The organism is Chitinophagales bacterium, assembly GCA_017303415.1.
Taxonomy (GTDB): Bacteria; Bacteroidota; Bacteroidia; order Chitinophagales; family Chitinophagaceae; genus SpSt-398.
On record JAFLBJ010000001.1, the window covers coordinates 2330620 to 2355031 of the forward strand.

Here is a 24412-nt window from a genome sequence, read left to right on the forward strand (position 1 = left end):
AGCCCTATTTTAATTAATATGTAAAAAAGACACATTAAAAATTACCCCCTCAATCCCACTCTGGTATTCCATACAATTCGTGAAATCCAATCAAACCAGAAATTCGTCTAATTCGTCAATTCGTGTCTAGATAACGAAACCATTTGGGATAACCGCCGCTTTTTTAATCACCACGATCCCATCTTTAACTGTGTAAAGCGGTTGGTCAGTATTTTCCAGGTGTGGCCCTCCATTGATCCGGACATCATCGCCTATGCGGCAATTCTTATCCAGGATTGCATTTTTGATATAGCATCGGTTACCGATACCCAGCAGGGGGACCCCATGGGAACGGTCACTCTGCATGTCTTCGAGTGTTTCATAATAATCATTCCCCATCAGGTAGGAATTGACTACGGTTGACCCGTTACCAATGCGGGAGCGGATGCCGACTACGGAGCTTTCCACCCGGGAGGCATTGATGATACAGCCTTCGGAAACAACTGTTTTTTCGAGTGTGGTACCGCTAACTTTAGCTGGAGGCAGCATGCGCGCGCGGGTATAGATGGTTTGGTCGGAGTCAAACAGATTGAACAGCGGCAGGTCTTTTGTCAGATCGAGATTGGCTTCAAAAAATGAATAGATATTTCCGATATCCGTCCAATAACCTTCATACTGATAGCTGGCTACCTTGTATTTCTCGATTGATTGGGGAATGATCTCTTTACCAAAATCGGTGGCGTCTTTGTATTCGGTCTGCAACAGGTCGAATAATAATTTTCGGTTGAAAATGTAAATACCCATGGAGGCGAGATAGACCCTGCCGGTTTTTTTCATTTCTGCGCCGGTGTCGCTGACCCAATCTGCGAGGACCTCTTTTTTGGGTTTCTCTACAAAGGAGGTGATGAGTCCGTCCTTTGATTTCAGGATACCGAATTCTGGTGCTTCCCGGTCGGCCACCGGAATGGTGGCAATGGAGATATCGGCTCCCAGGGCTTTATGGTTCTCCAGCATTTCTGCGAAATCCATCTGATAGAGTTGGTCACCCGAAAGGATAAGAACATAATCGCTTTCAAACGGTGCGATATGACGCAATCCTTGTCTTACCGCATCGGCGGTACCCTGGTACCAGGTAGGGTTATCCGGTGTTTGTTCGGCGGCGAGGATATCTACAAAGGCCCGGCTAAAGGGGCTGAAATGGTAGGTATTCTTGATATGCCGGTTGAGGGAGGCCGAGTTGAACTGAGTAAGGACGAACATACGTCCGATCCCATTATTCAGGCAATTCGAAATAGGAATATCCACTAACCGGTATTTGCCCGCAATCGGTACGGCGGGTTTGGAACGGCTGGCGGTAAGTGGGTAAAGGCGGCTGCCTGCCCCTCCCCCTAAAATGACGGATAATATTTCTGTGGAGTGTGTGATCGTTCTGATAGCCATAACCGTTAGATTTTATTTGAGTGACTCATATAGCGATAAATAAGTGTTGGCGGAAGAATCCCAGGAATGATCCAGGTTCATCATGTGGTGGCGCATCCAGTTGTACAATTCTTTTTTGTGTGAATACAGATCTATGGCCCGGCCGACAGAATAGGTGATATCGCCGACATCGGCATTATTGAACCGGATTCCGAAACCCTGGTAGTCACCAAAATCGGTCACCGTATCTTTTAAACCCCCGGTACTTCTTACCAGCGGAACTGTTCCATACCGAAGGGCATACATCTGGTTCAATCCACAAGGCTCTACCCTGCTTGGCATGAGCAGGAAATCGGCACCGGCATACATCAGATGGCTGAGTGGCTCACTGTATCCGATATAGGTATTTACATACCCTTTGAACTGGCTTTTTATATGTTCGAGGTTTTGCTCTACCTGTGGTTCACCCGAGCCCAGCACCAGAAAGTTGGCATTGCCATGATGCTGGTAAATGGAACTGGTGATGGCATCGGGCAAAAGATCGGCCGCCTTCTCTCCAACCAATCGGCCAATGAAAACAAATAGCGGTTTATCTACATCCAGACCAAACTGGCCACAGAGTTCGAGTTTATTTTTTTTCTTGCCCTTATTCACTTCTTCGGGATCATAGTTGGTCGCGATCAGGCTATCCCGGGTTGGATCCCACACATCATTGTCGATCCCATTGAGGATACCCACGCTTTTCCCTTTTTCATATTCAAAAAGGTTTTCCAACCCGTTCGACATGTATTTCAATTCATCGAGGTAACTATTGCTAACCGTAGTGACCTTCCAGGCATTCTTTACTGCAGCGGCAAGGGGATTGATCGTATTGTTCCATTCAATAAGTCCGGCCTTCCAATTGTCCCATGGCGGAATATAGTGGCTTTTGTCCCATCCCATCCAGCCCTGATACTGGGCATTATGTACAGTGAAAACGGTAGGAATATCGGCCAGGCGGTTGAAGCCATAACAATATTTCAGCATGAAAGGGATCATGCCGGTATGGTGATCGTGGCAATGGATGATATCCGGTTTATGTTCCCATCGGGAGAGCCAGTCACAGAAGGCGATCTGAAACGACATGAATCGCTCGGTGTCATCATCATAACCATAGATCTTTTCCCGGTCAAGCAGGCCATTGATATCAATAAGATAAAGGTCGAATCCGAGTTTATTGGTTCGTTCTTTTATGACACTATAATGAAAATGCTGACCACCGAGTGCCTGTCCGCCTTCATGAACGAGATCCCAGTCATTTTTATAAAGAAAAGGTGTGCGGTACATGGGCATGACCACTTTTGCAACATGACCGGCTTTTGTCTGGTATTTGGGAAGGGCTCCCACCACATCACCCAGTCCCCCGGCTTTGGCGACCGGGTAACATTCGGCAGAAACGTGAATGATTTCCATAACTACCTCAAATTAAGTGGTTTTTTGATAGGATGATTATTTGGTTTAAAAATTTTTCGATAAGGTTTTTCCTTACCTTTCGTTTTAAATCAAAAATTAATTCTTGCTGTATGAATCAGGAAACAAAATGGTCCCAGTTTGGTACCTTAATCACCGTCTTTTTCTTCTGGGGATTCGTAGCTGCCAGCAACAGTATTTTTATTCCCTTTTGTAAGAAATTCTTCAATCTGGATCAATTGCAATCGCAGTTGATAGGTTCTGCTTTTTACGGGGCCTATTTTTATGGTTCCCTGATTCTATATGTGCTCTCCGCCCTTGTTGGATTTGACCTGCTTAATAAGATCGGGTATAAGAAGGGGATCATATACGGACTTCTCATTTCGGTGGTTGGCGCCCTGGCGCTGGCACTTATCAGTACCTCCGCCCATCCTACTTTTGGAATGGTGCTTGTTGCATTTTTTATCATTGCCCTTGGGTTTTCGCTGCAACAGACATCCGCTCAGCCATTTGCCATTGCCCTTGGTTCGCCCGAAACAGGTGCTCACCGGTTGAATATGGCCGGTGGAGTCAATTCCTTTGGTACCCTTTTGGGACCTCTGGCCGTATCCTTTATGCTTTTTGGCTCGGCTACCTCCACAAAGGAGGCGACTATCGGCAATATAGAAACGGTTTATTTCTTTTTAGCCGGGTTGTTTACCCTGGCTGCCATCATATTTGCCGTGGCTAAATTGCCCAAAGTAACGAGTGATGAACATTTGGAGAAAAGTCCAAAGGCCATGCGTGTCTTGTTGATTATTGGTTTGGTATTCCTGCCGGTTCTTTTTGCCGACGCCATTCGTGAGCAGACCGGTATACCTAAATCCTATGTGATCTATGCCTCTTTACTGGTCATCCTTTCCATTCTGTTCGGATCAATGTTTACGGCCGCTAAGAACAAATCCGGCTGGGGCGCCATGCAATACCCACAGTTGGTACTTGGCATGATCGCCATCTTTGTATATGTTGGTGTAGAAGTGACCATTGACAATAATTTCGGAGCCTTTTTAAAGCGCCCTGAGTTTGGCGGGTATGATGAAAAACACAATTCCCACCTCATTGCCCTTTACTGGGGAAGTTTAATGATCGGCAGGTGGACCGGAGCCGTGAGTGTATTCAATTTAAGCAAACGGACCAAACAGTGGTTGGTTGGACTTGTCCCCTTCCTTGCCTTTGGTATCATTTGTCTGGCCAATTATCTGAAAGGGAACGATATTTCGGATTATAAATATTATCCGATCATGATCCTCTTACTGGTAGGTGCGAATTTATATTCACAGGAGAAACCCGTGAAATTGCTGACCACGGTTTCCATTATGGCCGCTGCCTTTATCCTGATCTCTCTCTTTACAAACGGGATGGTGGCTAACTATTTGATCATTGCCTGTGGTCTTTGCTGTTCTGTTATGTGGCCCTGTATCTTCTCACTGGCCGTTGCCGGTATTGGCAAATACACCAGCCAGGGTTCCTCTTTCCTTATCATGATGATCCTTGGTGGGGCTATCATCCCACCTGCACAGGGAGCGTTGATCGACCTGGATCTTGGTACTGAGGTAAACGGTATCACCACCGGTCCGTGGACACATATGTCTTATATTGTTCCCCTTGTTTGTTTTGCCTATCTCGCCTGGCATGCCATGAAGAGTAAAGCAGAATTGAAAAAGCAGGGTATTGATTTTGACCAGCAAGTATCTGCGGGTCATTAACCAAATAAAAATGAATTTGTATCTTTCCCGTCCCGTTAGTTTTAACGGGACTTTTTTATTCAAAAACCACAAGGACTATGGCAAAGAAAATGATCAATGAGCAGTTGGCGATCGGTATTGATATTGGCGGAACCGGAACCAAGTTTGGTATCGTGGACAGAAATGGAAATGTACTTTTCTCCAGTGAACTGGCTACCCGGAACCATGCCGACATCGATAGTTTTATCAGTGAGCTTCATGAGCGATTGATGGAATTAGTGGAAAAGGCCGGTGGTGTAGGAAAATTCAAAGGCATTGGTGTAGGTGCACCGAATGGAAATTTTTATACCGGCACCATTGAATATGCCCCCAACCTGCCCTGGAAAGGGATCATCCCGCTGGCCAAAAAGGTCCAGGATAAATTTCATCTGCCGGTTACCGTAACCAATGATGCCAATGCGGCTGCCATCGGCGAAATGATGTATGGCGCTGCCAAAGGCATGAAGGATTTTGTGATGATCACCCTCGGTACCGGTGTGGGTAGCGGATTTGTGGCCAACGGCCAATTGATCTATGGACATGATGGTTTTGCCGGAGAACTCGGTCACAATATCATCATCCCCGATGGTCGCCTGCATGAAGGCACAGGTAAACGGGGTTCACTGGAAAGTTATGCTTCTGCTACTGGGGTTACCCTTACCGCCCTTGAGGTATTGTCAAAAAGTACTGAGGATAGTCTGTTACGCCAGGTGCCAGCGGAAGAAATGAGTTCCAAAAAAGTATATGAAGCCGCTATCCAGGGAGATAAATTGGCCAAGGAGATTTTTGAATATACAGGCCGGATCCTTGGTATTGCCCTGGCGAATACGGTGATGAATTTCAGCCCCGAAGCCATTATTCTGTTTGGCGGACTCACCAAAGCTGGTGACCTTATTCTAAAACCCACCAAAGAACATATGGAAGCCAATGTGATCGAGGTATTCCATAATAAAGTAAAAATATTGATCAGTCACCTGAAAGAAAGTGATGCGGCTATTCTTGGCGCAAGTGCGTTGGTGTGGGATGGAACGAAGTAGAGAGACGTGAGACGTGAAGCGTGAGACGTGAGACGTGAGACGTGAGACGTGAGACGTGAGACGTGAGACGTGAGACGTGAGACGTGAGACGTGAAAAATATTTTGGGGTTGTAAGATATGGGTTTTAAGTTTCACTATTCACTATTCACTATTCACTTTTAACCACTCACGCCTCACGTCTCACGTCTCACGATCAAAAACACCCCCGGCACGGCCCGCTGTCCTTCCTTATCTGAAGGTTTGATCGTTTCTTTTCCGTTTATCAAAAGGCAACTACTTCCTCCCCCATCCAGGTTCATGGCTTCTATGCAACCGATTTCTTTGAGCATTTGGGCAAGTTGGGTAAGGCTGGCTCCTTCGGCCAATCCGGGCATTCGTCCCTGCACGACCAACAACACTAATTTTCCATCGGCCGTATAACCCATTGCGGAGCGTGGATGTTTGTCGTCTATGGCTTTTCCGGCAAATTTCCCTTCTTCATTATTGGTGATCATAATTTCCCCATTCTGGACCAAAACAGGACCCCCTCCTACTGCCGCGATTGGTTTCCATTTACGCCACCCGGTATAGGTGCCGGCAAAAAATGAAAAATCTGTATCCTTGATCGAATCCCTGATCAGGGAGGGTACAGGGTTTTGAAGCGCCAAAACTTTTCGGCTGCCCGAATCAGTCCAGGTCCAGGCTATATCCGCAGTTCTGTTTTTAAAAATACCGATGGCGCTTCCCAAGGGGTGACGCCAGGTCAACGTATCCTTGCCTCTTCCGGGCAGCGAGTGGATATTATAGGCAACCAGTTTTTTGTCTTTGATGATCAGGTTAAGGTTTTGATGGGTTTGAAAGGAAAAGAAGGTCGTATTGATCACCGCCAGGGCTTTTTCATTTTTTTGATAAAATTCTCCGGGGGTGAGTCGGCGCTTGTAGGTGGTGTCCGTTTTGAATTGAAGTTGTTTATCTTTTAGATCAGCGATCAGGTAATAGGCGATATTAGGTTTGCCATCTACCAATGATTCCGTTTTATATACCTGAACGGAGTTTGGTAACGGATTATATTGGTCGGTGACGTTTTGCCATTGTAACTGGGCATTGGAATGAATGGACAGAATGGAAAATGGTAATAGCAGCAACAGGAGTTTCATACAACGAAATTAAACAATTTACCGGGAGGGCAAGAGCGACGGAAAGGCTCTGTTAGCGAATGAGGGTGAAGATACCTTTCATCTCATATTTCTGGCCAACGGCATCAACAGCTTTAAGAATCCACACATAGGTGCCAACGGGTTGCGGCAGGCCTTTTAAACGGCCATCCCAGCCTTCGCCGATCTGTTTGGTGGAATATACCTGTTCTCCCCATCGATTATAGATCGTAAAGAAATCAACCTGGGCGATACCGATAAAACGTGGACGCAGAAGATCATTTAACCCGTCACCATTGGGAGTGAATCCGGTAGGAACATAAATAGCGGAGCCTTTGAATACGGTGATATAGATCGAGTCTTTATCAACACATCCTTCGGGGGTAGTTACGGTCAATTCATATTCCTGGTCATTCTGGAGTGTTACAACCGGGTTGGAAATACCAGGGTTACTTAATCCGATCGGTGGACTCCAGGCATAGGTCGATCCACCTGTAGCGTGGAGCATGGCGGGTACATCCTTTAGGAGGATCGTGTCGTTTCCGGCAAAGGCTTTAGCTTCCAGTATACGCAGGGTATTGACTACTGTATCCGACAGGCATCCCTGATCAGATAAAGCCCATGTCTTTAAGGTAAATGTTCCAGGCCTGGTGTATGTATGGTTGGGCGATTGAACATTGGCGGTAGTGCCATCACCCAGGTTCCAATTCCATTGGGTGATATTGGCGGCCATTTCAGTACGTGTGGCCGAAAGTGATACAAGTTCATTCAAACAAGCATCCGGAGTAAGCGTGGTGAATGCCGGAACGGGATGAAGCAGGGCATTTTTTCGGATGGTATCAGACTCGCACCCGTATACCGAGCGTACCACCAACGCCAGTTCCGGATTTCCGGCAGGGAGATCGAAGAACTGTGGTTGCTGTACTCCGGAAACCGCGGAGCCATTTAACAGCCATGTCCATTGGTTGATGGCACCAACTGAATTGGAGGAAAGATCGGTGATGCGAGGTGGATCACCTGCGCATGTATCTTCTACATTGAAATCGGCCACAGGTTTGGAACCGATCACGATCGTTTTGCGTAACGTATCGCTGACACAGCCATCCAATCCTGTGATCACCAGTTTGGTTTCATAGATTCCGGGCTGGCTATAGATTTTTGGCGGTGGGTTCTGTTGGGTACTGCTGGTGCCATCTCCAAAGTTCCAGTAATAGGATTGAATGGGGCCAAAGGATTGTGACTGGCTGGTGAAAAGGATCGGATCCAGGTCACAACTGGTGTTTGTAGTTCCGAGACTGGTAGAGAAAACGGGGTTTAGTGCTGTACAAAACTGTTGCAGGTTATTGGAACCACCGGTAGCCGCACTAAATCCCCAATACACCATCGGGTCATTATTGAAAATTGTAGCCACAAGGTCAGTTCTGGTTTCCACTCTTAACTCCCCATCAAAATAGGAACGGAGATACTGGGAAACGGGATCCCAGGATATACGTAAAACGTGCCACTGGCAGTCTTCAATATTACCGTTGACCGAAGAAGCTTGTACCGGCCCTGCGAGATCGGCACCATGTCCTATGACACCATTGGCCTGAATGCTGATGTGATCAAATACCGGGTCATTGTCTTCTGTATTCTGCCAGGTATCGAGCAGGATACCCACGGAAGGTACTACGCCGGCAAAGCCGAGTCCGCCTCCGGAGGCGCCGAGGCTGGTACTAATGGGTTGAAGCATGAAGACGATCCCATCGGCTCCATCTGCATCTTTACAACCCAGATAAACATTGAACCAAAAATCAAAGGGTTGACGAAGATCGATCTTATTGGCATTCCATACACTACCACTCTGGGTATTCACTGCATTGGTTAGTGTATAGCAATTACAGGAATTTCGGATCGCATTACCATTGAGGATATACTGTGCCTTTAAGTCCAAAAAGGCCAGCAACAGGCAACCTATCGTGATGATCGTGAATTTCCTCATTTTCTTAAGCCTCAAAAAATCGTTTAAAGCCGGCCTGCTTCCCATTCCCGGCGGCCGATCTCTGGGAACACGTGTTTTTCACTGTGATAGGAGGATCTTACAAGGGGACCGCTTTCTACATAGTCCAGGCCCATTTCATAGCCCAGATCGCGGTATTCGGCAAATTCATCGGGATGTACAAAACGATCTACCGGCAAATGTCGGCTGGTAGGTTGGAGGTATTGACCAATGGTGACCACATCACATCCATTATCCCGCAGGTCGCGGAGTGTTTGGATGACCTCTTCTTTTTTCTCACCCAATCCGAGCATAATGCCACTCTTGGTGCGGATACCGGCCTCTTTCAGGGTCTTGATCACTTCCATGCTTCGCCAGTATTTAGCCTGTATACGCACCTGACGGGTGAGTCTTTCCACGGTTTCAATATTATGGCTGATCACTTCAGGTGCCGCTTCTGCTACCCGGAGGATATTCTCTTTTTGTCCTTTAAAATCAGGGATCAGTGTTTCGAGGGTGGTATCCGGGTTGAGTGTCTTAACCGCTTTGATCGTGTTGTACCAGATGATGGAGCCACCATCGGGTATCTCGTCCCGGTCGACCGAGGTGATCACCGCGTGTTTGACCTTCATGAGGTGAATGGCTTCTGCGACCCGCTGGGGTTCATCCCAGTCCACAGGTTCAGGGCGGCCTGTTGCAACGGCACAGAATCCGCAGCTGCGGGTACAGATATTTCCAAGGATCATGAAGGTAGCGGTTCCGGCACCCCAGCATTCGCCCATATTGGGGCAATTGCCGCTTTCACAAATGGTGTGTAGTTTATGATGGTCCACCAGCCCCCGAACATGCTTGTAATTATCTCCCAGAGGTAGTTTCACCCGAAGCCAGTCCGGTTTCTTTACCCTAGGTTTCGCCGGGGTGGCGGATGATACGGGTAGTTCTGTCATGAAGGCAAAAATAGCACGATTACTTGCGACGACCAAACAGGATAGCAAGGTGGCCCTGGAAGAAAAACTGGTTCTCCTTTTGAAACAGCATCAGGGGCACTTTTCCGGCATAGAATTCAGCGCTAATCCCTGCTTCCAGCCCGGATACCGTTTCGTTGAAACGGCCCCAGTCAAACCGGATGGCGGCTTTGGCAAAGGCCCCGGGTTTGATTTTCATTTCGCCCCAGCCTTTTCCGATGCCCGCCGCGCCATCAATTGGGCCATCTACAAACTTGGCGCTATCGGCAGGTGAATATTTGATGGTTTCAATAAAGCCCCCGTTATTGTATCGGATATAATAGGGTCGAAGAAGACCAACGGATAAACCGCCGGAATAAACACCCATAACTGCAATCCCATTCTTATTTCCTTTTTGGCCAAGTACACGCTGCTGGCCTACGCCAAGTTTAAGGTTGTAAAAATTATTGATCTTGCCGTAGATGTATGGATTACCAAAAAAGACAAATTTCTTGTCTTCTTTTTGGTGTTTGGTTTCATTGAACTCAATACTGTATAACATCGAAACATTTGGCGTCTTGCTCCGACCGAGCTCATAAAATCCGCCAAAACCGTTTGATCTTAACTGTATGGCAAATATGTTCTGCTTGTGGTAAACAAGAACGCCTTCCTCCTCCTGTTTCACCATTTCGTTGATTTTATTGCGGCGGGACTCGCGTTTACTATCGCGGGTAGATTTTTCCTGTGCAACAGCGGGTACCCAGGCAATCAGAATAAGAATTGGCAAAAGGAGTTTCTTCACGGGGATTCGTTTTATTTCTTAGTAACGTAAATTTAGGGCAAATTCCTAAAATGACAGCTACGGTTCTTTATGAAGGTGAATTGCGTACGGTTTGTACCCATTTAAAAAGCGGAAGCCAGTTTGAAACAGATGCCCCAACGGATAACCAGGGCAAAGGGGAACGCTTCTCTCCCACCGACCTGGTGGCCACCAGTTTGGGTGCTTGTATGGTCTCTATCATGGGGATAAAGTCCCGCGCGATGGGGTTTGACCTCAATGGCATCAGCATAGATGTAGAGAAGATCATGTATGCGGATCCCCGGCGGATCGGCGAGTTAAATTTAACATTTCATATACCTGAAAATCTGGTTTCATTGGACACCAAATCCAAAACGATCCTGCGAAATGCGGCGGAAACCTGTCCGGTCTTTAAATCCATTCACCCGGATATCAAGATCCGTGTGGATTGGGGGGCCTGGTCCTGATTTTCCTTTAGCAGGTAATGACCGATCATACAATCCAGACAACGTAGCTGGGTGCAATAATGGTTATGCAGTTCGGTCAATGCCTGGGCATCAAAGGCATTGGCTCCCTGAATACCCAGCAAGCCAAACCCCCTGCAAATCCGGTGTTGTTCTGCCGGCAATGCAGAAAGCCAGTCCAATGCTTTTTCCTGGAAGCGAAATTCGTTTTTGCACTTCCCAAACGTGTATAAAAGCGGACAGACCGTATTGATCAGGATATTTTCAATCATGGATTGGCCCAGATTTTTTGCACAGGGAACCGTTGTGTCTTCAAAGCGATAATGATCATGCCAATAGTTCCCAGCTGTTACAGACAACCATTCCCGGATCTCCTCTATCTGATCAGCCGTCTGAAACCGGGCGAAGAAATGTTGGTAACGACTTATCAGTATAGCCAATTGGGCCAGCCGAATGGTGGGAAAATTTCCGGGTCGCATCCGGGAGAACTTGATGGGTTCGTGAATTGACTTTAGCCCGTATTTTTTTCGCAGGAATCGGAATTCCTTCTGTAATAAGCGGGGATAGGTTTCATGAAAATGTTGTTCAAGCAAACCCGCTTGTCCCAAAAGAAGGGCTTCTATCTGATACGGTTGATTTTGGTGACGGTTCAGCAGGGACAGTGGGGTCGCTTGAGCCAGTGCCTGAAAGGCCGATCCATTCACTTTCCCTCCAAAGTTTCCAGCCAGCATCCACCAACAGGTTTCCTCCCAATGAAAATGATTCTCTTCCAGCTTGAGAAGGATCGGTTTTGATTTGTGTTCCATGCGTTCTACCATCAATCGCTCCTTCCATTTTAACCAAACCTCTTCACTGACCCGGGAAATTGACCTTTCACAAGGAATGAACTGACCAACCTGAAGAAGTTGCTTGTATCTCTCCAGGAGAATAAAGGGAACACGTCCGGAGAGTTCCAGAACAGGTATATCGTTTACCGGTTGATCATGTTCCCACACAACATGAAGGATTACATTTTTGTAGTGTGGGTCTGATCCATGACCATGTTTTGTCCAGTCACTCGTGCGGAGATGCATTTCAACATGACCGGCCCATAGTTGATCGCCGATACGGATGCGGGCATTGGAAAAATCAGGACCTTGATCGTGATTCAAGATGCCCGGATGGACCACTTGAATGACCCCTCCTGTGGTAGTTTGGAGTTGGGCATGATCGTAATACTGGAAACGCCAGATATACTGGATGAGCTTTTCGTTCATAAGGTAAGGTTGGCCGTAAAGGTACAGCGAGAGACTTGGGTAAATAAGGGCATTACTGCGAAACAGAAAGGATGTTTCCGCGGTAGAAATTCATGGATAAACCCGACCAATAATTATACGGCGAATTCTGCCAGCGCTTTTACCACGCGGCTAACTGGTAAGCCCATTACATTGTAGAAATCACCCTTTACCGATTTTATACCCACGACCCCGATCCATTCCTGAATGGCATAGGAACCGGCTTTGTCGTACGGCTTATACTTATCGACATAGTATTCGATCTCGGAGATGGTCAGGGAATGGAATTCAACTTCAGTGATATCGGCAAAGGCGATTTCTGATTCGCCTTTGCGCAGTACAACACCTGTTACCACCTGGTGTTGTGAACCGGACAGTGCCAGGAGCATACTCACCGCATCTTCGCGATGAACGGGCTTGCCCAACATCGCTTCACCTAAAAAAACAATGGTATCAGCCGCGATCACAATTTTATCCTCATCCACCCGGGGTTGAACTGCCAGGGCTTTATTACGGGCTATATGGATGGCGATATCGGCAGGGGCCAGTCCGGGTGGATAGGTTTCATCTGTTTCTGAAACCACCACTTCAAAGGGTATTTCCGCCCATTCCAACAATTGACGTCGCCTGGGCGATTGGGAAGCGAGTATGACAGGGTTCATAAATAAAAATAAAAAAAGATCATGGAGAGAGTTCCGGTAAGCATTACTGCCTTGGTCAGGGAGCTTATTTTTCCATAGTCTTTGGGTTCTTTGGCCTGAAACAATCGATACAGGATCAAGGCCAGTGGTACGATCACCAGCACCAGATTATATATGGCCGGCCACCACCAGCGAAAGGGAAGTACATAGATCTCAAGAATCGAAAGCCCTGCGAGCAACACGATCACCCAAACGGTGACGTATACCCGCGTCGAGTTCATACCCCATACCACCGGCATCGTCTTACACCCATACCTACTATCACCCGGGAGGTCTTCCATATCCTTGATGGCTTCGCGGACAAGGGAAATGATAAAAGCAAAGGCTGCATACAGAAAGGTGAGCCGGAAGAACTTTGGATCGATCATCAACACCCCGTTATCATATACATAGCCCAGGGGAAATTTGGAGAAAAAGATGATCAGGATGGTCCAGGCAGTCAGCAGGGAAATAACAATATTGCCAATGGCCAGTGTTTTTTTATAATTGGTGGAATAAAACCAGAGCAGGATCACACAAAATACATTGGCCATGACAAGATGTGGAAACTGAAAAAAGGGCAATGCGATTATTGTAAGTCCGATACCGGTTACGCTTAACATGAAATGCCAGGCGATGGCCCAGCGACGGCTGATGATCTTGTCGACCACTACCCTTTCGGGCTTGTTGACCTCATCGATATTAATGTCAAAATAATCATTGATGATATATCCGGCAGCGGCGATCAGCAGGGAGGCCAAAACAATGAGAATGAAACGAAGGGTATCATTCCCGGGTACATTATCTCCATAAATCGGAAGGTAGATACAGTACTGAAACAGGACCTGAGTAAGCGCAATGAAAAGGAGGTTAGGCAGGCGGACCAATTTAAAAAAGGCGGCGATTAACCTCATAATTTGATTTTGGGATAGGACCCGAAATTAGTTATTTCTGGTTATCTCTCCATTCATATACCCAGGAGCTTTGAATCATTTCCAGATGGCCTTCATTCGACTCTTCCCTTTTACCTACAAAATTCGGAAGGGTAAGCACCCATTCCAACAGGTCGGTAAAGCGGACCCGGTAGATCTTGGATTCGGTAAACTCATCGCCGAACTTCTCATAGAGTTTGAGGGCAATATCTTCGTAGTCATTCCAATGGATCGGGGGTTCGTAAGCCTGCGACATTATTTGTATTTTAAAATAGCTAAAGGTGTTTTATTCGCCCAGGAATTGAGTCTGGTCAGGAAGGGTCACTTCGATCTCCCCTTCTCCATCCAGTAATACACATTGGCAACCCAACCTGGAGTGCAGTCGTGGGTTTACAGCCCGGTCAATGAAATCCTCTTCCCGGTCACTGAGTTCTTCCACAAATTGTTCTCCTTTTTCCAGGTACAGGTGACAGGTACTACAGGCACAGACACCGCCACAATTATGGTGCAACTCGATATTATTATCCAGTGCGATCTCGAGCAGGCTTTGCCCGGGTTCGATCCCTTGCAGGGTGACCGGTTCCAATCCTTTTTGTTCAAACTTGATTTTTAGTGTATACATCGCTTCCTTTCCTTTTCGGGGGGCAAATTTACCGTAAAAACAAGGAAAGGGTTTACTTGTTTGGGAAAAACTGAAAATTGGTCCGATCAGGCCTCTCCCCGCTTTATTTGAAGGGAAAAGAAAGTGTAAACCTCTTTCAGCTGGGGATGGTTATCCAGCAGGGCAAGGTGTTTTTGGATGGTTTCTTCATCTCCCCGAATAGCGGGACCCGTTTGGGATTTTGAAGGGGAAATTTCCTTTACCCGGGTGGCTGTTTCTTCGATCAGGGGCCATAGCAGGCGGAAGTCCAGGTTTTCTTTCCGGCAATATTCTTCTGCCAATTGGTAAAGATGATTGGTAAAATTATTAACCACCACGGCTGCCACATGCAGGCGGATCCGTTCATCCAATGTTGAAGGTCGTGTTTCTTCGCCCGCAATACTGGCCGCCAATTCCTGCAGAACCTGTCTGGCTTTTGGGGTCGCCCCTTCTGTAAAAACAGGAATTTCCGGTAAGAATATCATTTCTTTTCGCAGGCTTTGCAGGGGGTAAAAAACACCATGATGAGGGCTTACATCCTTTAATACATCCATATTGACAGATGCAGCGGTATGCGCAATTACTTTATCCGGCAGAAGAAGATCTTTGGCCAATTCGGCTATGGCGTGGTCACTAACCGCCATCACATATACATCTCCGTGTTGTGAAATCAGGCTGAGATAATTGGCCGATTCCGTATCCCATTCGTAGGCCAGTCGGGAAGCTTCCATTGAATTTCGGCTAAGCACCTGAATAATGGTATGTCCGGCAGCACGGAATTTTCTTCCCAAAACGGCCGCTACATTTCCCGAACCAATGATCACGATCTTTTTCATGAAATTTTTTCTCCCAAATGGGGACTTACCTTTGCCTCTCCGATCCGGGATTAGACATAAAGGTAATTGTTCCTCCAATGAAACTGGCACAAAGATTAGCCCTCGGTTATGTCCGGGGAAAACTGAAGCTTCTTTCGAAGGTCTCCAAGCGTAAAGCAGCGGAGAAGGCGTTCGAACTATTTTGCACCCCTCAATCGAGGAACCTCAAAAGAAGGCCACCCATTTTCAAAGAGGCAGAACTGATCCAGGAAAACTTTCAGGATTACAAACTGGTGGGCTATCGATGGAATAAAGGGGGGCAGCGAAGGGTGTTGATCATTCATGGATTCGAATCTTCAGTGGTAAATTTTGACCACTATATCAAACCCCTGATCCGAAAAGGGTACGAGGTACTGGCCTTTGATGCTCCGGCGCATGGCCGAAGTTCAGGCAAACAGATCAATGCATTAATTTTTCGCGATTTTATACTTCATATAAATAAACAATTTGGGCCCATTCATTCTTTTATGGCGCATTCCTTTGGCGGAATGGCATTGGGGCTGGCGCTGGAGATGATACCCCATGATGATGCATACCGGGTAGTGTTGATTGCTCCTTTAACGGAAACCACTACCTCTATGGGTACATTCTTTGATCTTTTGCGTATCGATCCGGCCACACAGGCAGAATTTTCTGCCCTGATCACACGGATGGCGGGAAAGGATCCCGCCTGGTATTCGCTACGGCGGGTCATGCCAAACCTGAAGGCCAGGGTACTCTGGTTTCATGATGAGGATGACGCGCTTACCCCCTTGCGGGATGCGGAAAGAGTAATGGCTGACGGTCACCCGCATGTTGAATTTGTGATCTCAAAAGGCCTTGGTCATCGAAGGATATACCGGGATAATCAGGTGAAGAAACGAATAGTGTCCTTTTTATAAAATAGTAATATGACAAATCAACGCTATACCCTGTTATGCCTGGGAGATTCTTATACGATCGGGGAATCAGTGATGATTCACGAGAGTTTTCCCTACCAGGTGGTGCAGGCTTTACGGGAAAAGGGCATCGAATTCATCGGCCCGGAGATCCTGGCCAAAACGGGTTGGACCACCGATGAGTTGTTGTCCGCTATAAATGGATACCGGTTTTTAAAGGGGTATGACTGGGTGACCTTGCTGATCGGTGTCAATAATCAATACCGGGGAAGGGATAGTAGTAACTACCGATCTGAATTGGAGGTATTGATGAAAAAAGCCATTCAGCTCGCCGGTGGGCATTCAAACCATGTGATCGTTCTTTCGATTCCGGATTGGGGGGTAACCCCCTTTGCCGACGGGCGTGACCGGGCCCGGATCAGCCGGGAAATAGACCAGTTTAATGAGGTAAAAAGGGAAATGGCCGGGACTTTGAGGGTACATTATATAGATATTACCCCGGGAACACGGGAGGCTGTGGAAGGCTCGCCCTGGATCGCCGCTGATGGTTTACACCCTTCATCACGGGAATATACACGTTGGGCGGTTGCTGTATCGGGCTTGATTGACAGTCATTTATAATGAAAATTTGTTGCATTTACCATATCCTTCATCTTAACATAAAATGAAAATTTGCGATTTCTATACTATTATTGCAAGATTCAGGGCGGTGTGGAACCCTTTGAAAGACTAAAACCCATTTTGAATTCATGGCGAAAAACCTGTTAATAGTCGAGTCCCCTGCGAAAGCAAAAACCATAGAAAAGATCCTCGGAAAGGATTTTGAAGTGAAGAGTTGCTATGGACATATTCGCGACCTGGAAAAGGCCGAAATGGGTATCGATATTGAGAATGATTACAAACCTCGCTATATCATTCCGGCAGATAAAGAAAAGGTTGTCAAAGACTTAAAGAGTTTAGCGAAAAAATCAGATGAAGTATGGCTGGCAACGGATGAGGACCGTGAAGGAGAAGCCATCAGCTGGCATTTGTGTGAAGTTCTGGGTCTGAATCCAAAAACCACCAAACGGATCGTATTTCATGAGATCACCAAACCCGCTATTCAGGCAGCGGTAAAGAATCCACGATTTCTGGATATGAACCTGGTGAATGCCCAGCAGGCCCGTCGGATCCTTGACCGCATTGTAGGTTTTGAATTAAGCCCTGTGCTCTGGAGAAAGGTGAGTATGCGGAATAACCTGAGTGCCGGACGGGTACAGAGTGTAGCTGTTCGCCTGATAGCCGAGCGGGAAAGAGAGATCAATGCTTTTGCCTCAAACAGTACCTTCAAAATTGAGGCCCAATTCAGTTCACAAGATACCACCGGTAAATCGGTAAACTTTATAGCCGAAGGCAAGAAACAGGATTCGGTTTCCGATGCGGAAGCTTTTCTGCAAAGCTGTACCGGTGCCACGTATACCGTAAGGGATATTCAGGTAAAACCGGGAAAGCGCTCCCCTGCTCCACCCTTTACAACTTCTACTCTGCAACAGGAAGCCAGCCGCAAGCTGGGGTATGGCGTTTCGCGTACCATGCTGCTTGCGCAGAAACTGTATGAGAACGGGCATATCACTTATATGCGTACGGATAGTGTGAACCTGAGTGATACTGCGTTGGGCGATATTACCAATACTGTGAAGGGGATGTATGGTGACAAGTATCATCAGTTCAGGCGGTTCAAAAATAAGAATGAGAGCGCGCAGGAGGCCCACGAAGCCATTCGCCCTACCTATATGAATAATACACAGGTAGGTGATCCGGATACCCAGCGTTTATACGAGCTGATCTGGAAACGCACCATGGCCAGTCAAATGGCTGATGCCGAATTAGAAAAGACCATTGCGAAGATCGATATATCCACAAATAAAGAAGAGTTGACCGCCAGCGGCGAAGTATTGAAGTTTGATGGTTTTCTCAAAGTTTATCGGGAAGACCGGGATGACGATGACCTGGCGGAAGAAGAAAAAGAAGGTATGTTGCCACCCTTAACGGTTGGGCAAATACTTCCGCTTCGCGAGATGACCGCTACTGAAAGATTCAGCCGCCCATCTCCGCGCTTTACAGAAGCATCGCTGGTTAAAAAACTCGAAGAACTTGGTATCGGCCGACCTTCCACCTATGCCCCTACCATTTCCACGATTTTAAAAAGAGGGTATGTGGAGAAGCGTGATAAGGAAGGTGTGAAAAGAGATTTCCGGGTGTTATCCCTGAAAAAAGACAAGATCACGACGAGGGTCGATCAGGAAAACACTGGCGCCGAGAAATCAAAACTCTTCCCTACCGACCTTGGATTGGTAGTGACTGACTTTTTGAAACAGTACTTCGATGATATCATGGATTACAGTTTCACAGCCCGGATCGAAAGTGAGTTTGATGAAGTGGCGGAAGGAAAGATCAAGTGGAGTGAAATGATCAATGATTTCTATAACCCTTTTAAAAAGGATGTAGAAAAGACCATTGAAACGGCTGAGCGTGTGAAAGGAGAAAGAGAATTGGGTACCGATCCTGAATCAGGTAAGCGCATTGTGGCCCGGATGGGACGTTATGGCCCCATGGTACAGATCGGGGAAGCTGATGCAGAGGAGAAACCACGTTTTGCCGCCTTGCGCAAAGACCAAAGCATTGAAACCATCACGCTTGATCAGGCGTTTGAACTCTTTCAATTACCCAGGACACTGGGAGAATATCAGGGACAGGAGGTCGTGGTGAATATAGGCCGGTTTGGCCCCTACGTACGGTTGGGTGATCAGTTCATTTCCATTCCCAAAGGAGAAGATCCGCTGGAGGTTTCGCTTGACCGGGCCGTAGAATTGATTGCTGAAAAGCAAAAAGCAGATGCCCCCGTAGCCTTTTATAATGAAAAGCCGGTGACCAAAGGAAAGGGCCGTTTTGGTCCGTATATCAAATGGGATGATATGTTTATCAATGTCCCCCGGCGGTATGATTTTGAAAAACTCTCCAAAGCAGATATCGATGAATTGATCGAAGCCAAAGTGGAGAAAGAAGCCAATCGGTTTATTCAGCGTTGGCCGGAGGAAAAAATATCGGTGGAGAATGCCCGATGGGGTCCCATTATCAAATTTGGGAAGAAGATCATTCGGTTACCCAAAAAGGCGGATGACACAAAATATACCGCGGATGACCTGGCAACCGTGAGCCTCGATGAGGTAAAGAAAATGATCGAGGTGGTGGATCCAAAAGCCTTTGCCAAAAAATCAGGCGGCCGTGTGGCAGCGAAGAAAGCGGCTAAGAAAAGCCCCGCTCCCAGGAAGAAAGCGGCTGTAAAGAAAAAGGCAGCGAAGAAAAAATAATTCGATTTCTCGCCTCGCCCGCAGAGGTTCGTTGCGAGTGCAACGAGAAACCGATCATACGAGTACCTTAATATTAATAGGAATGAAAAAGTATGGTTTTGTGCTTTTGATGCTCTCCTTTTTCTCCTGCAAAGACAAAAAGAAAACCGATCCGGTAGAAACACCCGTTTACCACAATTGGAATTCATTCAGCATGGGTGCGGATCTCTCCTTTGTCAATAATATTCAGGCACACGGCGGACAATACCGCGTTAACGGTGTTCAACAAGATCCTTTTCAGATACTCAAAGACAAAGGCGCCAATACAGTTCGTGTCCGTTTATGGCATAACCCTCTATGGGTAGCAAATCTCAATGCGGGCACCTATTATCATGATCTATATGATGTTGAAAAGACCATCAAAAGGGCTAAAGACCTGGGGATGGCCGTAAACCTTGATTTTCATTATTCCGATACCTGGGCAGATCCAGGTCACCAGGAAACGCCAGCCGCCTGGGCAGGACTTACTCTTCCTGTTTTAAAAGATTCCCTTTACAATTATACCCTTGCGGTTCTCAATTATTTAAAATCAAAGAACCTGACACCTGAAATGGTACAGGTAGGAAATGAAGTGAACGGTGGCATGTGCTGGCCAGTGGGAAAAGTAGATGCGGGGAACTATGATAATTTTTCTGAGTTATTGAAATCCGGGATCAAAGCGGTTCGGGATTTTTCTCTCACTTCCACCATCAAACCTAAGATCATCCTGCATCAGGCCCAACTCCATTCAGCTCATTGGTGGTTACAGGGAATTACGGCAAAAGGGGTTACTGATTTTGATATCGTAGGCCTTTCCCATTACAGTAAATGGGCGACCGTCAATAGCATGCAGGCGATCACAGACACCTTAAAGGCGTTAAAGACACGATTTGGAAAACAGGTGATGATCGTTGAAACAGCCTATCCCTGGGCTGCCGGAGGAAGTGACAGCTATGGAAATATTTTTTCCGCTACGGATACAGCTCCCGGTTATGGACTTTCCAAAGATGAACAATACCGTTATCTGAAAGACCTTGCATTGGCTGTATACAAGGGAGGTGGTATTGGTGTCCAATACTGGGAACCTGCCTGGATCAGTTCATCGATGAATGATGGATATGGCATCGGTTCTTCCTGGGAGAATTGCGCACTCTTTGATTTTTCCGGGAACATCATGTCGAGCGCGGAGTATATGACGATTAAATTAGAATGATAACCAGGATTATTGGAATACCCGGATTCCACAGAATCTGCGAAATCAGCGCAATCTGAATAATCAAGGTATCAATCCACCTTCAAATCCCCCCACCCTGCTCTATAGGTTCTCTTCACAAACTGATTTGCCGCTTCAAAGTTGGTGATCTTCATATTCTCTCCATCCCACATCAATTGCTTGCGACCGTTGAATTTCTTATTGCCTTTGGTGTCGGTTTCGTAATGATTATAACTCAACACCGCGAGGTTACCCATCAACACGGTTTCAGTCAGAGGTCCCGATTGGGAGAATGGAGAACTGGTATAAGCTCCATAGCCTTGTTTACAAGCTTTCACCCATTGGTTCTGGTGACCTTCCGACCCGCCTTCAACAAAGGGGAATTTTGATTTTGGCAGTTTGGCTGTCTTCATCAATTTGGTTGGCAGAAGCGTGGCATTGCGTCCAAACAGACCTGCCATGATTTTTCCTTTGGTTCCTTCAAAGAGGATACCACCATCCCATTCGGCAAAATTTTCGTCAGGAAGTAATTCCTTCGGACGTTGGGGTTTGATCCCTCCATCATACCAGATCAATTCCACCGGAACCATTTTATCCCGGCGTGGGAACTGGATATGTATCTTGGCTGAAGGAGGAAAACTTCCTTCATAGAAGCTTTGCTGGAAGAAACCGGTATAAACAGATGTAACACTACATTCTACAGAGGTTGGATATTTGAGTTTAAGCGCGCGGTAAGGCACATCCATGAAATGGCATCCCATATCGCCCAGGGAGCCTGTGCCAAAGTCCTGCCAACCTCTCCAGATGGCTGGATGATAAGCGGGGTTGTACGCTCTTTGAGGAGCGGTTCCCAGCCAGAGATCCCAGGAGAGTTCTTTGGGTACCTCAAAATTTCCAGTGGGCATAGATACGCCCGATGGCCAGGTGGGGCGGTTGGTCCACACGTGAACCGTATGAACATCTCCGATCACACCCGCCTGAATCCAGGTTTCCACCATCCGGGTATCATCCCCACTGCTCCCCTGGTTTCCCATTTGTGTCACCACCCGGTATTTCTTTTCGGCCAGGGTGAGCATGCGCGCCTCATAAATATCATGGGTGAGAGGTTTTTCCACATAAACATGTTTGCCCAATTCCATGGCTGCCATGGCCTGAATGGCATGCATATGGTCGGGAGTGGTAATGATCACCGCGTCGATGTTTTTATGTTCCTTTTCGAGCATTTCCCTGTAATCGCGGTAAAATGGGGCATTGGGCCATTTCTTCCGTCCATTTACGGCTTGTCTTTCATCCACATCACAAAGTGCGGTTATATTCTCTGCACCATTGTTCCAGGCATAGGGAAGGTTTACCTCCGCTTTACCTCCCACACCGATACCGGCAATATTGAGTTTATCACTGGGAGGAATATACCCTTTTCCCAAAACATGGCGGGGTACGATAAAAAAACCAGCGGCAGCCAGGGAGGTATTCTTCAGGAATTTACGGCGGGAATTGACAGGCATAGCAGACGTTTTGGCTAAAATAAGAAATTAGCGGAAGAAATGGACAAATAAAGGGGATGTACAACTCAATCCACAACTGGGGAAAATTATATGGAGAGATATTCGTTATGAAGAATGAATTTTATATTAATTAATAAGCATGGAACCCAACAACGAGCTATCCGCGTTATTTACCTTGATCGATGATCCTGATGAGGAAGTATTTGGTCTGGTATCGGAAAAGATCATTGATTATGGGAAACCTGTGATCCCCAACCTGGAACATTTATGGGAAACAACGCCTGATACAGGCATACAGGAGCGGATCGAATTGCTGATTCACCGGCTTCATTTTCGTGACCTCAAAGAAGATTTTCGTCAATGGAATATTGCAGGGCATCACGATCTTTTGCTGGGCGCCATGTTGGTGAGCAAATTTCAATATCCCGATCTTACCACTGCTCCTATCCTGCTTGAAGTAGAAAAGATTCGGCGGAATATCTGGCTTGAACTCAATAACTATCTGACCCCGTTGGAACAGATCCGGATCGTGACAAGTATCCTGTACAGCTATTATGGATTGAAAGGGACTGAGATCAATTACCAGGAACCCAACGAATTTCTTATTCACAAAACGATCGAGGCCAAAAGAGGTAATCAGTTGAGCAATGGGATATTATACCTGGTGTTGAGTGAATTATTGGACCTTCCTGTCAAAGCGGTCGGTCTTCCCAAGCAATTTGTGCTGGCTTATTTCAAACCGGGTTATTCGGATGAAAAGCTGGACGATCATCGGGAAAAGATCGAATTTTACATTGACCCGACCTCCGGACTGGTTTTTACCCATCAGGATGCGGAGAATTATTTCCGGCGGTTGGCTGTTCATCCCGTTCCGGCTTTTTTCAAACCGTTGAGCAACCGAATGATCATTCAGTACCTGCTTACCGAAATGGGTAAATGTTTCAGTTCGGAAAAGGACCTGTATAAACAAACCGAACTCCAGGAGCTTTCGGATCTGCTGGATTAGGCGATCCATATGGACGATTCAGTTTCCACATATTATCACTCCCCTGTTGGCCTGTTGAAGATCAGCAGTAACGAAACCTATATTCAGGAAGTAAGTTTTTATGACAAAACAGAGGTGCATGAACCTCGTCATCGTCATTTACCGGAGGTAATGGTACATTGCGTGGAACAATTGATACAGTACTTCAATGGGGCCCTTCGGCAATTTGATCTTCCGATCAAACAGGAGGGTACAGCTTTTCAACAGGATGTCTGGAATCAATTGATGACGATCCCTTATGGGAAAACGATCTCCTATCTTCAACTGGCGCGTCAATTAGGTGATGCAAAGGCCATTCGCGCCGCTGCCAGTGCCAATGGCAAGAACCAGATCGCGATCATTGTTCCCTGTCACCGGGTTATAGGCTCCAATCGAAGTTTGGTGGGATATGCCGGAGGATTGTGGCGCAAGAAATGGTTATTGGAACATGAGGCGAAGTATGCGTATGGGATCCAAACGCTTTTCTAGAAATAAGAAATCAGAAATAATAAATAAGGAATAAGGAAGGCGACCCACCTCCTTATTCCTTATTTCTTTTTCTTTATCTCCTGTCCTGTAAATGCCATGGGCAGCAATTCCATGGCACTTGACAATATAATCACTGGTCCTGTTTTTCCTCCCAGTATCAAGCGGATGGGTTTACCACTTCTTAATTCATATTCAGCAAGGGATTGTCTGCAAATACCACAGGGACTGATGGGGTGGTCACTGGTACCCTGTTCAGTGTCGTAGGTGATGGCCATGGATTCGATGGTGGCATCAGGATGCATGGAACTGATGGCGGAGAGCAACACACGTTCGGCGCAGATACCTGCAGGAAAAGAGGCGTTCTCCTGGTTGGTGCCGGTTAATACCTTTCCGTTGTGCAATTTTGCAGCCGCTGCTACATGGAAGTGTGAGTAAGGTGCATAGGAGGCGGAAGTGGCCTCATGTGCTTTTTCCAGCAGGTCACGGTCAGCTTTCTCCAATTCTGCTGCCGACGCAAATTCCTGGTATTCCGTTGTCAATTGACGAGGCTTCATACCGGTCTGTTTTTA

23 protein-coding genes are annotated in these 24412 nt (G+C 46.8%); 9 read left to right on the forward strand and 14 right to left on the reverse strand.

Annotated elements, in window-relative coordinates; translation table 11 throughout:
• Positions 1-126: 126 nt before the first annotated feature.
• Together J0M30_10035 and J0M30_10040 are read right to left on the reverse strand one after the other, a co-directional pair.
• The gene (locus J0M30_10035) at positions 127-1419 is read right to left on the reverse strand and encodes a glucose-1-phosphate adenylyltransferase (protein ID MBN8667830.1); all 1293 of its coding nucleotides are present in this window, start codon (positions 1417-1419) and stop codon (positions 127-129) included.
• 12 nt (positions 1420-1431) lie between these two features.
• Positions 1432-2850: a glycogen synthase gene (locus J0M30_10040; protein ID MBN8667831.1), complete on the reverse strand. Its 1419-nt coding sequence runs from the start codon at positions 2848-2850 to the stop codon at positions 1432-1434.
• 110 nt (positions 2851-2960) lie between these two features.
• Here J0M30_10040 and J0M30_10045 point away from each other — a divergent pair, with 110 nt between their 5' ends.
• Positions 2961-4592, forward strand: a complete 1632-nt coding sequence (locus J0M30_10045) for an MFS transporter (protein MBN8667832.1) — start codon at positions 2961-2963, stop codon at positions 4590-4592.
• Between the two features lie 89 nt (positions 4593-4681).
• Complete coding sequence (locus J0M30_10050; protein MBN8667833.1) at positions 4682-5647, forward strand: ROK family protein; 966 nt, start codon at positions 4682-4684, stop codon at positions 5645-5647.
• A gap of 173 nt (positions 5648-5820) precedes the next feature.
• Here the strand turns inward: J0M30_10050 and J0M30_10055 are convergent, their stop codons facing one another.
• The 4 genes from J0M30_10055 to J0M30_10070 are packed head-to-tail and all read right to left on the reverse strand — an operon-like array spanning position 5821 to position 10504.
• Positions 5821-6783 (reverse strand): phosphodiester glycosidase family protein, encoded by a 963-nt coding sequence (locus J0M30_10055; protein MBN8667834.1) that lies wholly within the window; start codon positions 6781-6783, stop codon positions 5821-5823.
• A 52-nt stretch (positions 6784-6835) separates the two neighbouring features.
• Positions 6836-8761, reverse strand: a complete 1926-nt coding sequence (locus J0M30_10060) for a gliding motility-associated C-terminal domain-containing protein (protein ID MBN8667835.1) — start codon at positions 8759-8761, stop codon at positions 6836-6838.
• Between the two features lie 23 nt (positions 8762-8784).
• Complete coding sequence (lipA, locus tag J0M30_10065) at positions 8785-9705, reverse strand: lipoyl synthase (GenBank protein ID MBN8667836.1); 921 nt, start codon at positions 9703-9705, stop codon at positions 8785-8787.
• 19 nt (positions 9706-9724) lie between these two features.
• Positions 9725-10504: a hypothetical protein gene (locus J0M30_10070; protein MBN8667837.1), complete on the reverse strand. Its 780-nt coding sequence runs from the start codon at positions 10502-10504 to the stop codon at positions 9725-9727.
• 50 nt (positions 10505-10554) lie between these two features.
• Between J0M30_10070 and J0M30_10075 the strand changes: the two genes are divergently transcribed.
• Entirely contained in the window at positions 10555-10968 is a 414-nt protein-coding gene (locus J0M30_10075) for an OsmC family protein (GenBank protein MBN8667838.1), read from the forward strand.
• Here J0M30_10075 and J0M30_10080 read toward each other — a convergent pair.
• The 6 genes from J0M30_10080 to J0M30_10105 all read right to left on the reverse strand — a co-directional run bounded on the left by J0M30_10080 (position 10923) and on the right by J0M30_10105 (position 15327).
• Positions 10923-12221, reverse strand: coding sequence for a DUF2851 family protein (locus J0M30_10080; protein ID MBN8667839.1), 1299 nt, complete (start codon positions 12219-12221; stop codon positions 10923-10925). The two genes, J0M30_10075 and J0M30_10080, sit on opposite strands and share 46 nt — an antisense overlap.
• 113 nt (positions 12222-12334) lie before the next feature.
• On the reverse strand, positions 12335-12901 hold the full coding sequence (gene maf / locus J0M30_10085; GenBank protein ID MBN8667840.1) for a septum formation protein Maf: 567 nt from the start codon (positions 12899-12901) through the stop codon (positions 12335-12337).
• The gene (locus J0M30_10090; GenBank protein MBN8667841.1) at positions 12898-13833 is read right to left on the reverse strand and encodes a geranylgeranylglycerol-phosphate geranylgeranyltransferase; all 936 of its coding nucleotides are present in this window, start codon (positions 13831-13833) and stop codon (positions 12898-12900) included. The genes maf and J0M30_10090 overlap by 4 nt, the downstream gene beginning before the upstream one ends.
• 31 nt (positions 13834-13864) lie before the next feature.
• Positions 13865-14107 carry a Fe-S cluster assembly protein IscX gene (gene iscX / locus J0M30_10095; protein MBN8667842.1) on the reverse strand — a complete coding sequence of 81 codons (243 nt, stop codon included), beginning with the start codon at positions 14105-14107 and terminating at the stop codon, positions 13865-13867.
• A 30-nt stretch (positions 14108-14137) separates the two neighbouring features.
• Positions 14138-14473: a 2Fe-2S iron-sulfur cluster binding domain-containing protein gene (locus tag J0M30_10100; protein ID MBN8667843.1), complete on the reverse strand. Its 336-nt coding sequence runs from the start codon at positions 14471-14473 to the stop codon at positions 14138-14140.
• An 86-nt stretch (positions 14474-14559) separates the two neighbouring features.
• Positions 14560-15327 carry a DUF2520 domain-containing protein gene (locus J0M30_10105; GenBank protein MBN8667844.1) on the reverse strand — a complete coding sequence of 256 codons (768 nt, stop codon included), beginning with the start codon at positions 15325-15327 and terminating at the stop codon, positions 14560-14562.
• A 77-nt stretch (positions 15328-15404) separates the two neighbouring features.
• Here J0M30_10105 and J0M30_10110 point away from each other — a divergent pair, with 77 nt between their 5' ends.
• The 4 genes from J0M30_10110 to J0M30_10125 all read left to right on the forward strand — a co-directional run bounded on the left by J0M30_10110 (position 15405) and on the right by J0M30_10125 (position 20825).
• Positions 15405-16247, forward strand: a complete 843-nt coding sequence (locus J0M30_10110) for an alpha/beta fold hydrolase (protein ID MBN8667845.1) — start codon at positions 15405-15407, stop codon at positions 16245-16247.
• Between the two features lie 9 nt (positions 16248-16256).
• The gene (locus tag J0M30_10115; protein ID MBN8667846.1) at positions 16257-16865 is read left to right on the forward strand and encodes an SGNH/GDSL hydrolase family protein; all 609 of its coding nucleotides are present in this window, start codon (positions 16257-16259) and stop codon (positions 16863-16865) included.
• A 128-nt stretch (positions 16866-16993) separates the two neighbouring features.
• Entirely contained in the window at positions 16994-19594 is a 2601-nt protein-coding gene (topA, locus tag J0M30_10120) for a type I DNA topoisomerase (protein MBN8667847.1), read from the forward strand.
• An 82-nt stretch (positions 19595-19676) separates the two neighbouring features.
• Entirely contained in the window at positions 19677-20825 is a 1149-nt protein-coding gene (locus J0M30_10125) for a glycosyl hydrolase 53 family protein (protein ID MBN8667848.1), read from the forward strand.
• A 71-nt stretch (positions 20826-20896) separates the two neighbouring features.
• On the opposite strand, the gene J0M30_10130 is transcribed toward J0M30_10125, so the two are convergent.
• The gene (locus J0M30_10130) at positions 20897-22330 is read right to left on the reverse strand and encodes a Gfo/Idh/MocA family oxidoreductase (GenBank protein ID MBN8667849.1); all 1434 of its coding nucleotides are present in this window, start codon (positions 22328-22330) and stop codon (positions 20897-20899) included.
• A 139-nt stretch (positions 22331-22469) separates the two neighbouring features.
• On the opposite strand from J0M30_10130, the gene J0M30_10135 reads away from it, so the two are divergent.
• Together J0M30_10135 and J0M30_10140 are read left to right on the forward strand one after the other, a co-directional pair.
• Positions 22470-23336, forward strand: a complete 867-nt coding sequence (locus J0M30_10135) for a transglutaminase family protein (GenBank protein MBN8667850.1) — start codon at positions 22470-22472, stop codon at positions 23334-23336.
• A 9-nt stretch (positions 23337-23345) separates the two neighbouring features.
• A complete protein-coding gene (locus tag J0M30_10140; GenBank protein MBN8667851.1) occupies positions 23346-23843 on the forward strand; it encodes a methylated-DNA--[protein]-cysteine S-methyltransferase in 498 nt (165 codons plus the stop codon).
• A gap of 59 nt (positions 23844-23902) precedes the next feature.
• Here J0M30_10140 and J0M30_10145 read toward each other — a convergent pair whose 3' ends face one another.
• Entirely contained in the window at positions 23903-24397 is a 495-nt protein-coding gene (locus J0M30_10145; protein ID MBN8667852.1) for a cytidine deaminase, read from the reverse strand.
• Between the last annotated feature and the right edge of the window lie 15 nt (positions 24398-24412).

Excerpts from the sequence above, each read along its gene's own strand:
- J0M30_10110 (MBN8667845.1), top strand. The coding sequence starts at position 15,405 with ATGAAACTGGCACAAAGATTAGCCCTCGGTTATGTCCGGGGAAAACTG.
- J0M30_10055 (MBN8667834.1), bottom strand. The coding sequence starts at position 6,783 with ATGAAACTCCTGTTGCTGCTATTACCATTTTCCATTCTGTCCATTCAT.
- J0M30_10135 (MBN8667850.1), top strand. The coding sequence starts at position 22,470 with ATGGAACCCAACAACGAGCTATCCGCGTTATTTACCTTGATCGATGAT.
- J0M30_10140 (MBN8667851.1), top strand. The coding sequence starts at position 23,346 with ATGGACGATTCAGTTTCCACATATTATCACTCCCCTGTTGGCCTGTTG.
- J0M30_10105 (MBN8667844.1), bottom strand. The coding sequence starts at position 15,327 with ATGAAAAAGATCGTGATCATTGGTTCGGGAAATGTAGCGGCCGTTTTG.
- J0M30_10125 (MBN8667848.1), top strand. The coding sequence starts at position 19,677 with ATGAAAAAGTATGGTTTTGTGCTTTTGATGCTCTCCTTTTTCTCCTGC.
- J0M30_10130 (MBN8667849.1), bottom strand. The coding sequence starts at position 22,330 with ATGCCTGTCAATTCCCGCCGTAAATTCCTGAAGAATACCTCCCTGGCT.
- J0M30_10115 (MBN8667846.1), top strand. The coding sequence starts at position 16,257 with ATGACAAATCAACGCTATACCCTGTTATGCCTGGGAGATTCTTATACG.
- J0M30_10060 (MBN8667835.1), bottom strand. The coding sequence starts at position 8,761 with ATGAGGAAATTCACGATCATCACGATAGGTTGCCTGTTGCTGGCCTTT.
- lipA (MBN8667836.1), bottom strand. The coding sequence starts at position 9,705 with ATGACAGAACTACCCGTATCATCCGCCACCCCGGCGAAACCTAGGGTA.
- J0M30_10100 (MBN8667843.1), bottom strand. The coding sequence starts at position 14,473 with ATGTATACACTAAAAATCAAGTTTGAACAAAAAGGATTGGAACCGGTC.
- J0M30_10145 (MBN8667852.1), bottom strand. The coding sequence starts at position 24,397 with ATGAAGCCTCGTCAATTGACAACGGAATACCAGGAATTTGCGTCGGCA.
- J0M30_10075 (MBN8667838.1), top strand. The coding sequence starts at position 10,555 with ATGACAGCTACGGTTCTTTATGAAGGTGAATTGCGTACGGTTTGTACC.
- topA (MBN8667847.1), top strand. The coding sequence starts at position 16,994 with ATGGCGAAAAACCTGTTAATAGTCGAGTCCCCTGCGAAAGCAAAAACC.
- J0M30_10080 (MBN8667839.1), bottom strand. The coding sequence starts at position 12,221 with ATGAACGAAAAGCTCATCCAGTATATCTGGCGTTTCCAGTATTACGAT.
- maf (MBN8667840.1), bottom strand. The coding sequence starts at position 12,901 with ATGAACCCTGTCATACTCGCTTCCCAATCGCCCAGGCGACGTCAATTG.
- J0M30_10090 (MBN8667841.1), bottom strand. The coding sequence starts at position 13,833 with ATGAGGTTAATCGCCGCCTTTTTTAAATTGGTCCGCCTGCCTAACCTC.
- J0M30_10040 (MBN8667831.1), bottom strand. The coding sequence starts at position 2,850 with ATGGAAATCATTCACGTTTCTGCCGAATGTTACCCGGTCGCCAAAGCC.
- iscX (MBN8667842.1), bottom strand. The coding sequence starts at position 14,107 with ATGTCGCAGGCTTACGAACCCCCGATCCATTGGAATGACTACGAAGAT.
- J0M30_10035 (MBN8667830.1), bottom strand. The coding sequence starts at position 1,419 with ATGGCTATCAGAACGATCACACACTCCACAGAAATATTATCCGTCATT.
- J0M30_10045 (MBN8667832.1), top strand. The coding sequence starts at position 2,961 with ATGAATCAGGAAACAAAATGGTCCCAGTTTGGTACCTTAATCACCGTC.
- J0M30_10050 (MBN8667833.1), top strand. The coding sequence starts at position 4,682 with ATGATCAATGAGCAGTTGGCGATCGGTATTGATATTGGCGGAACCGGA.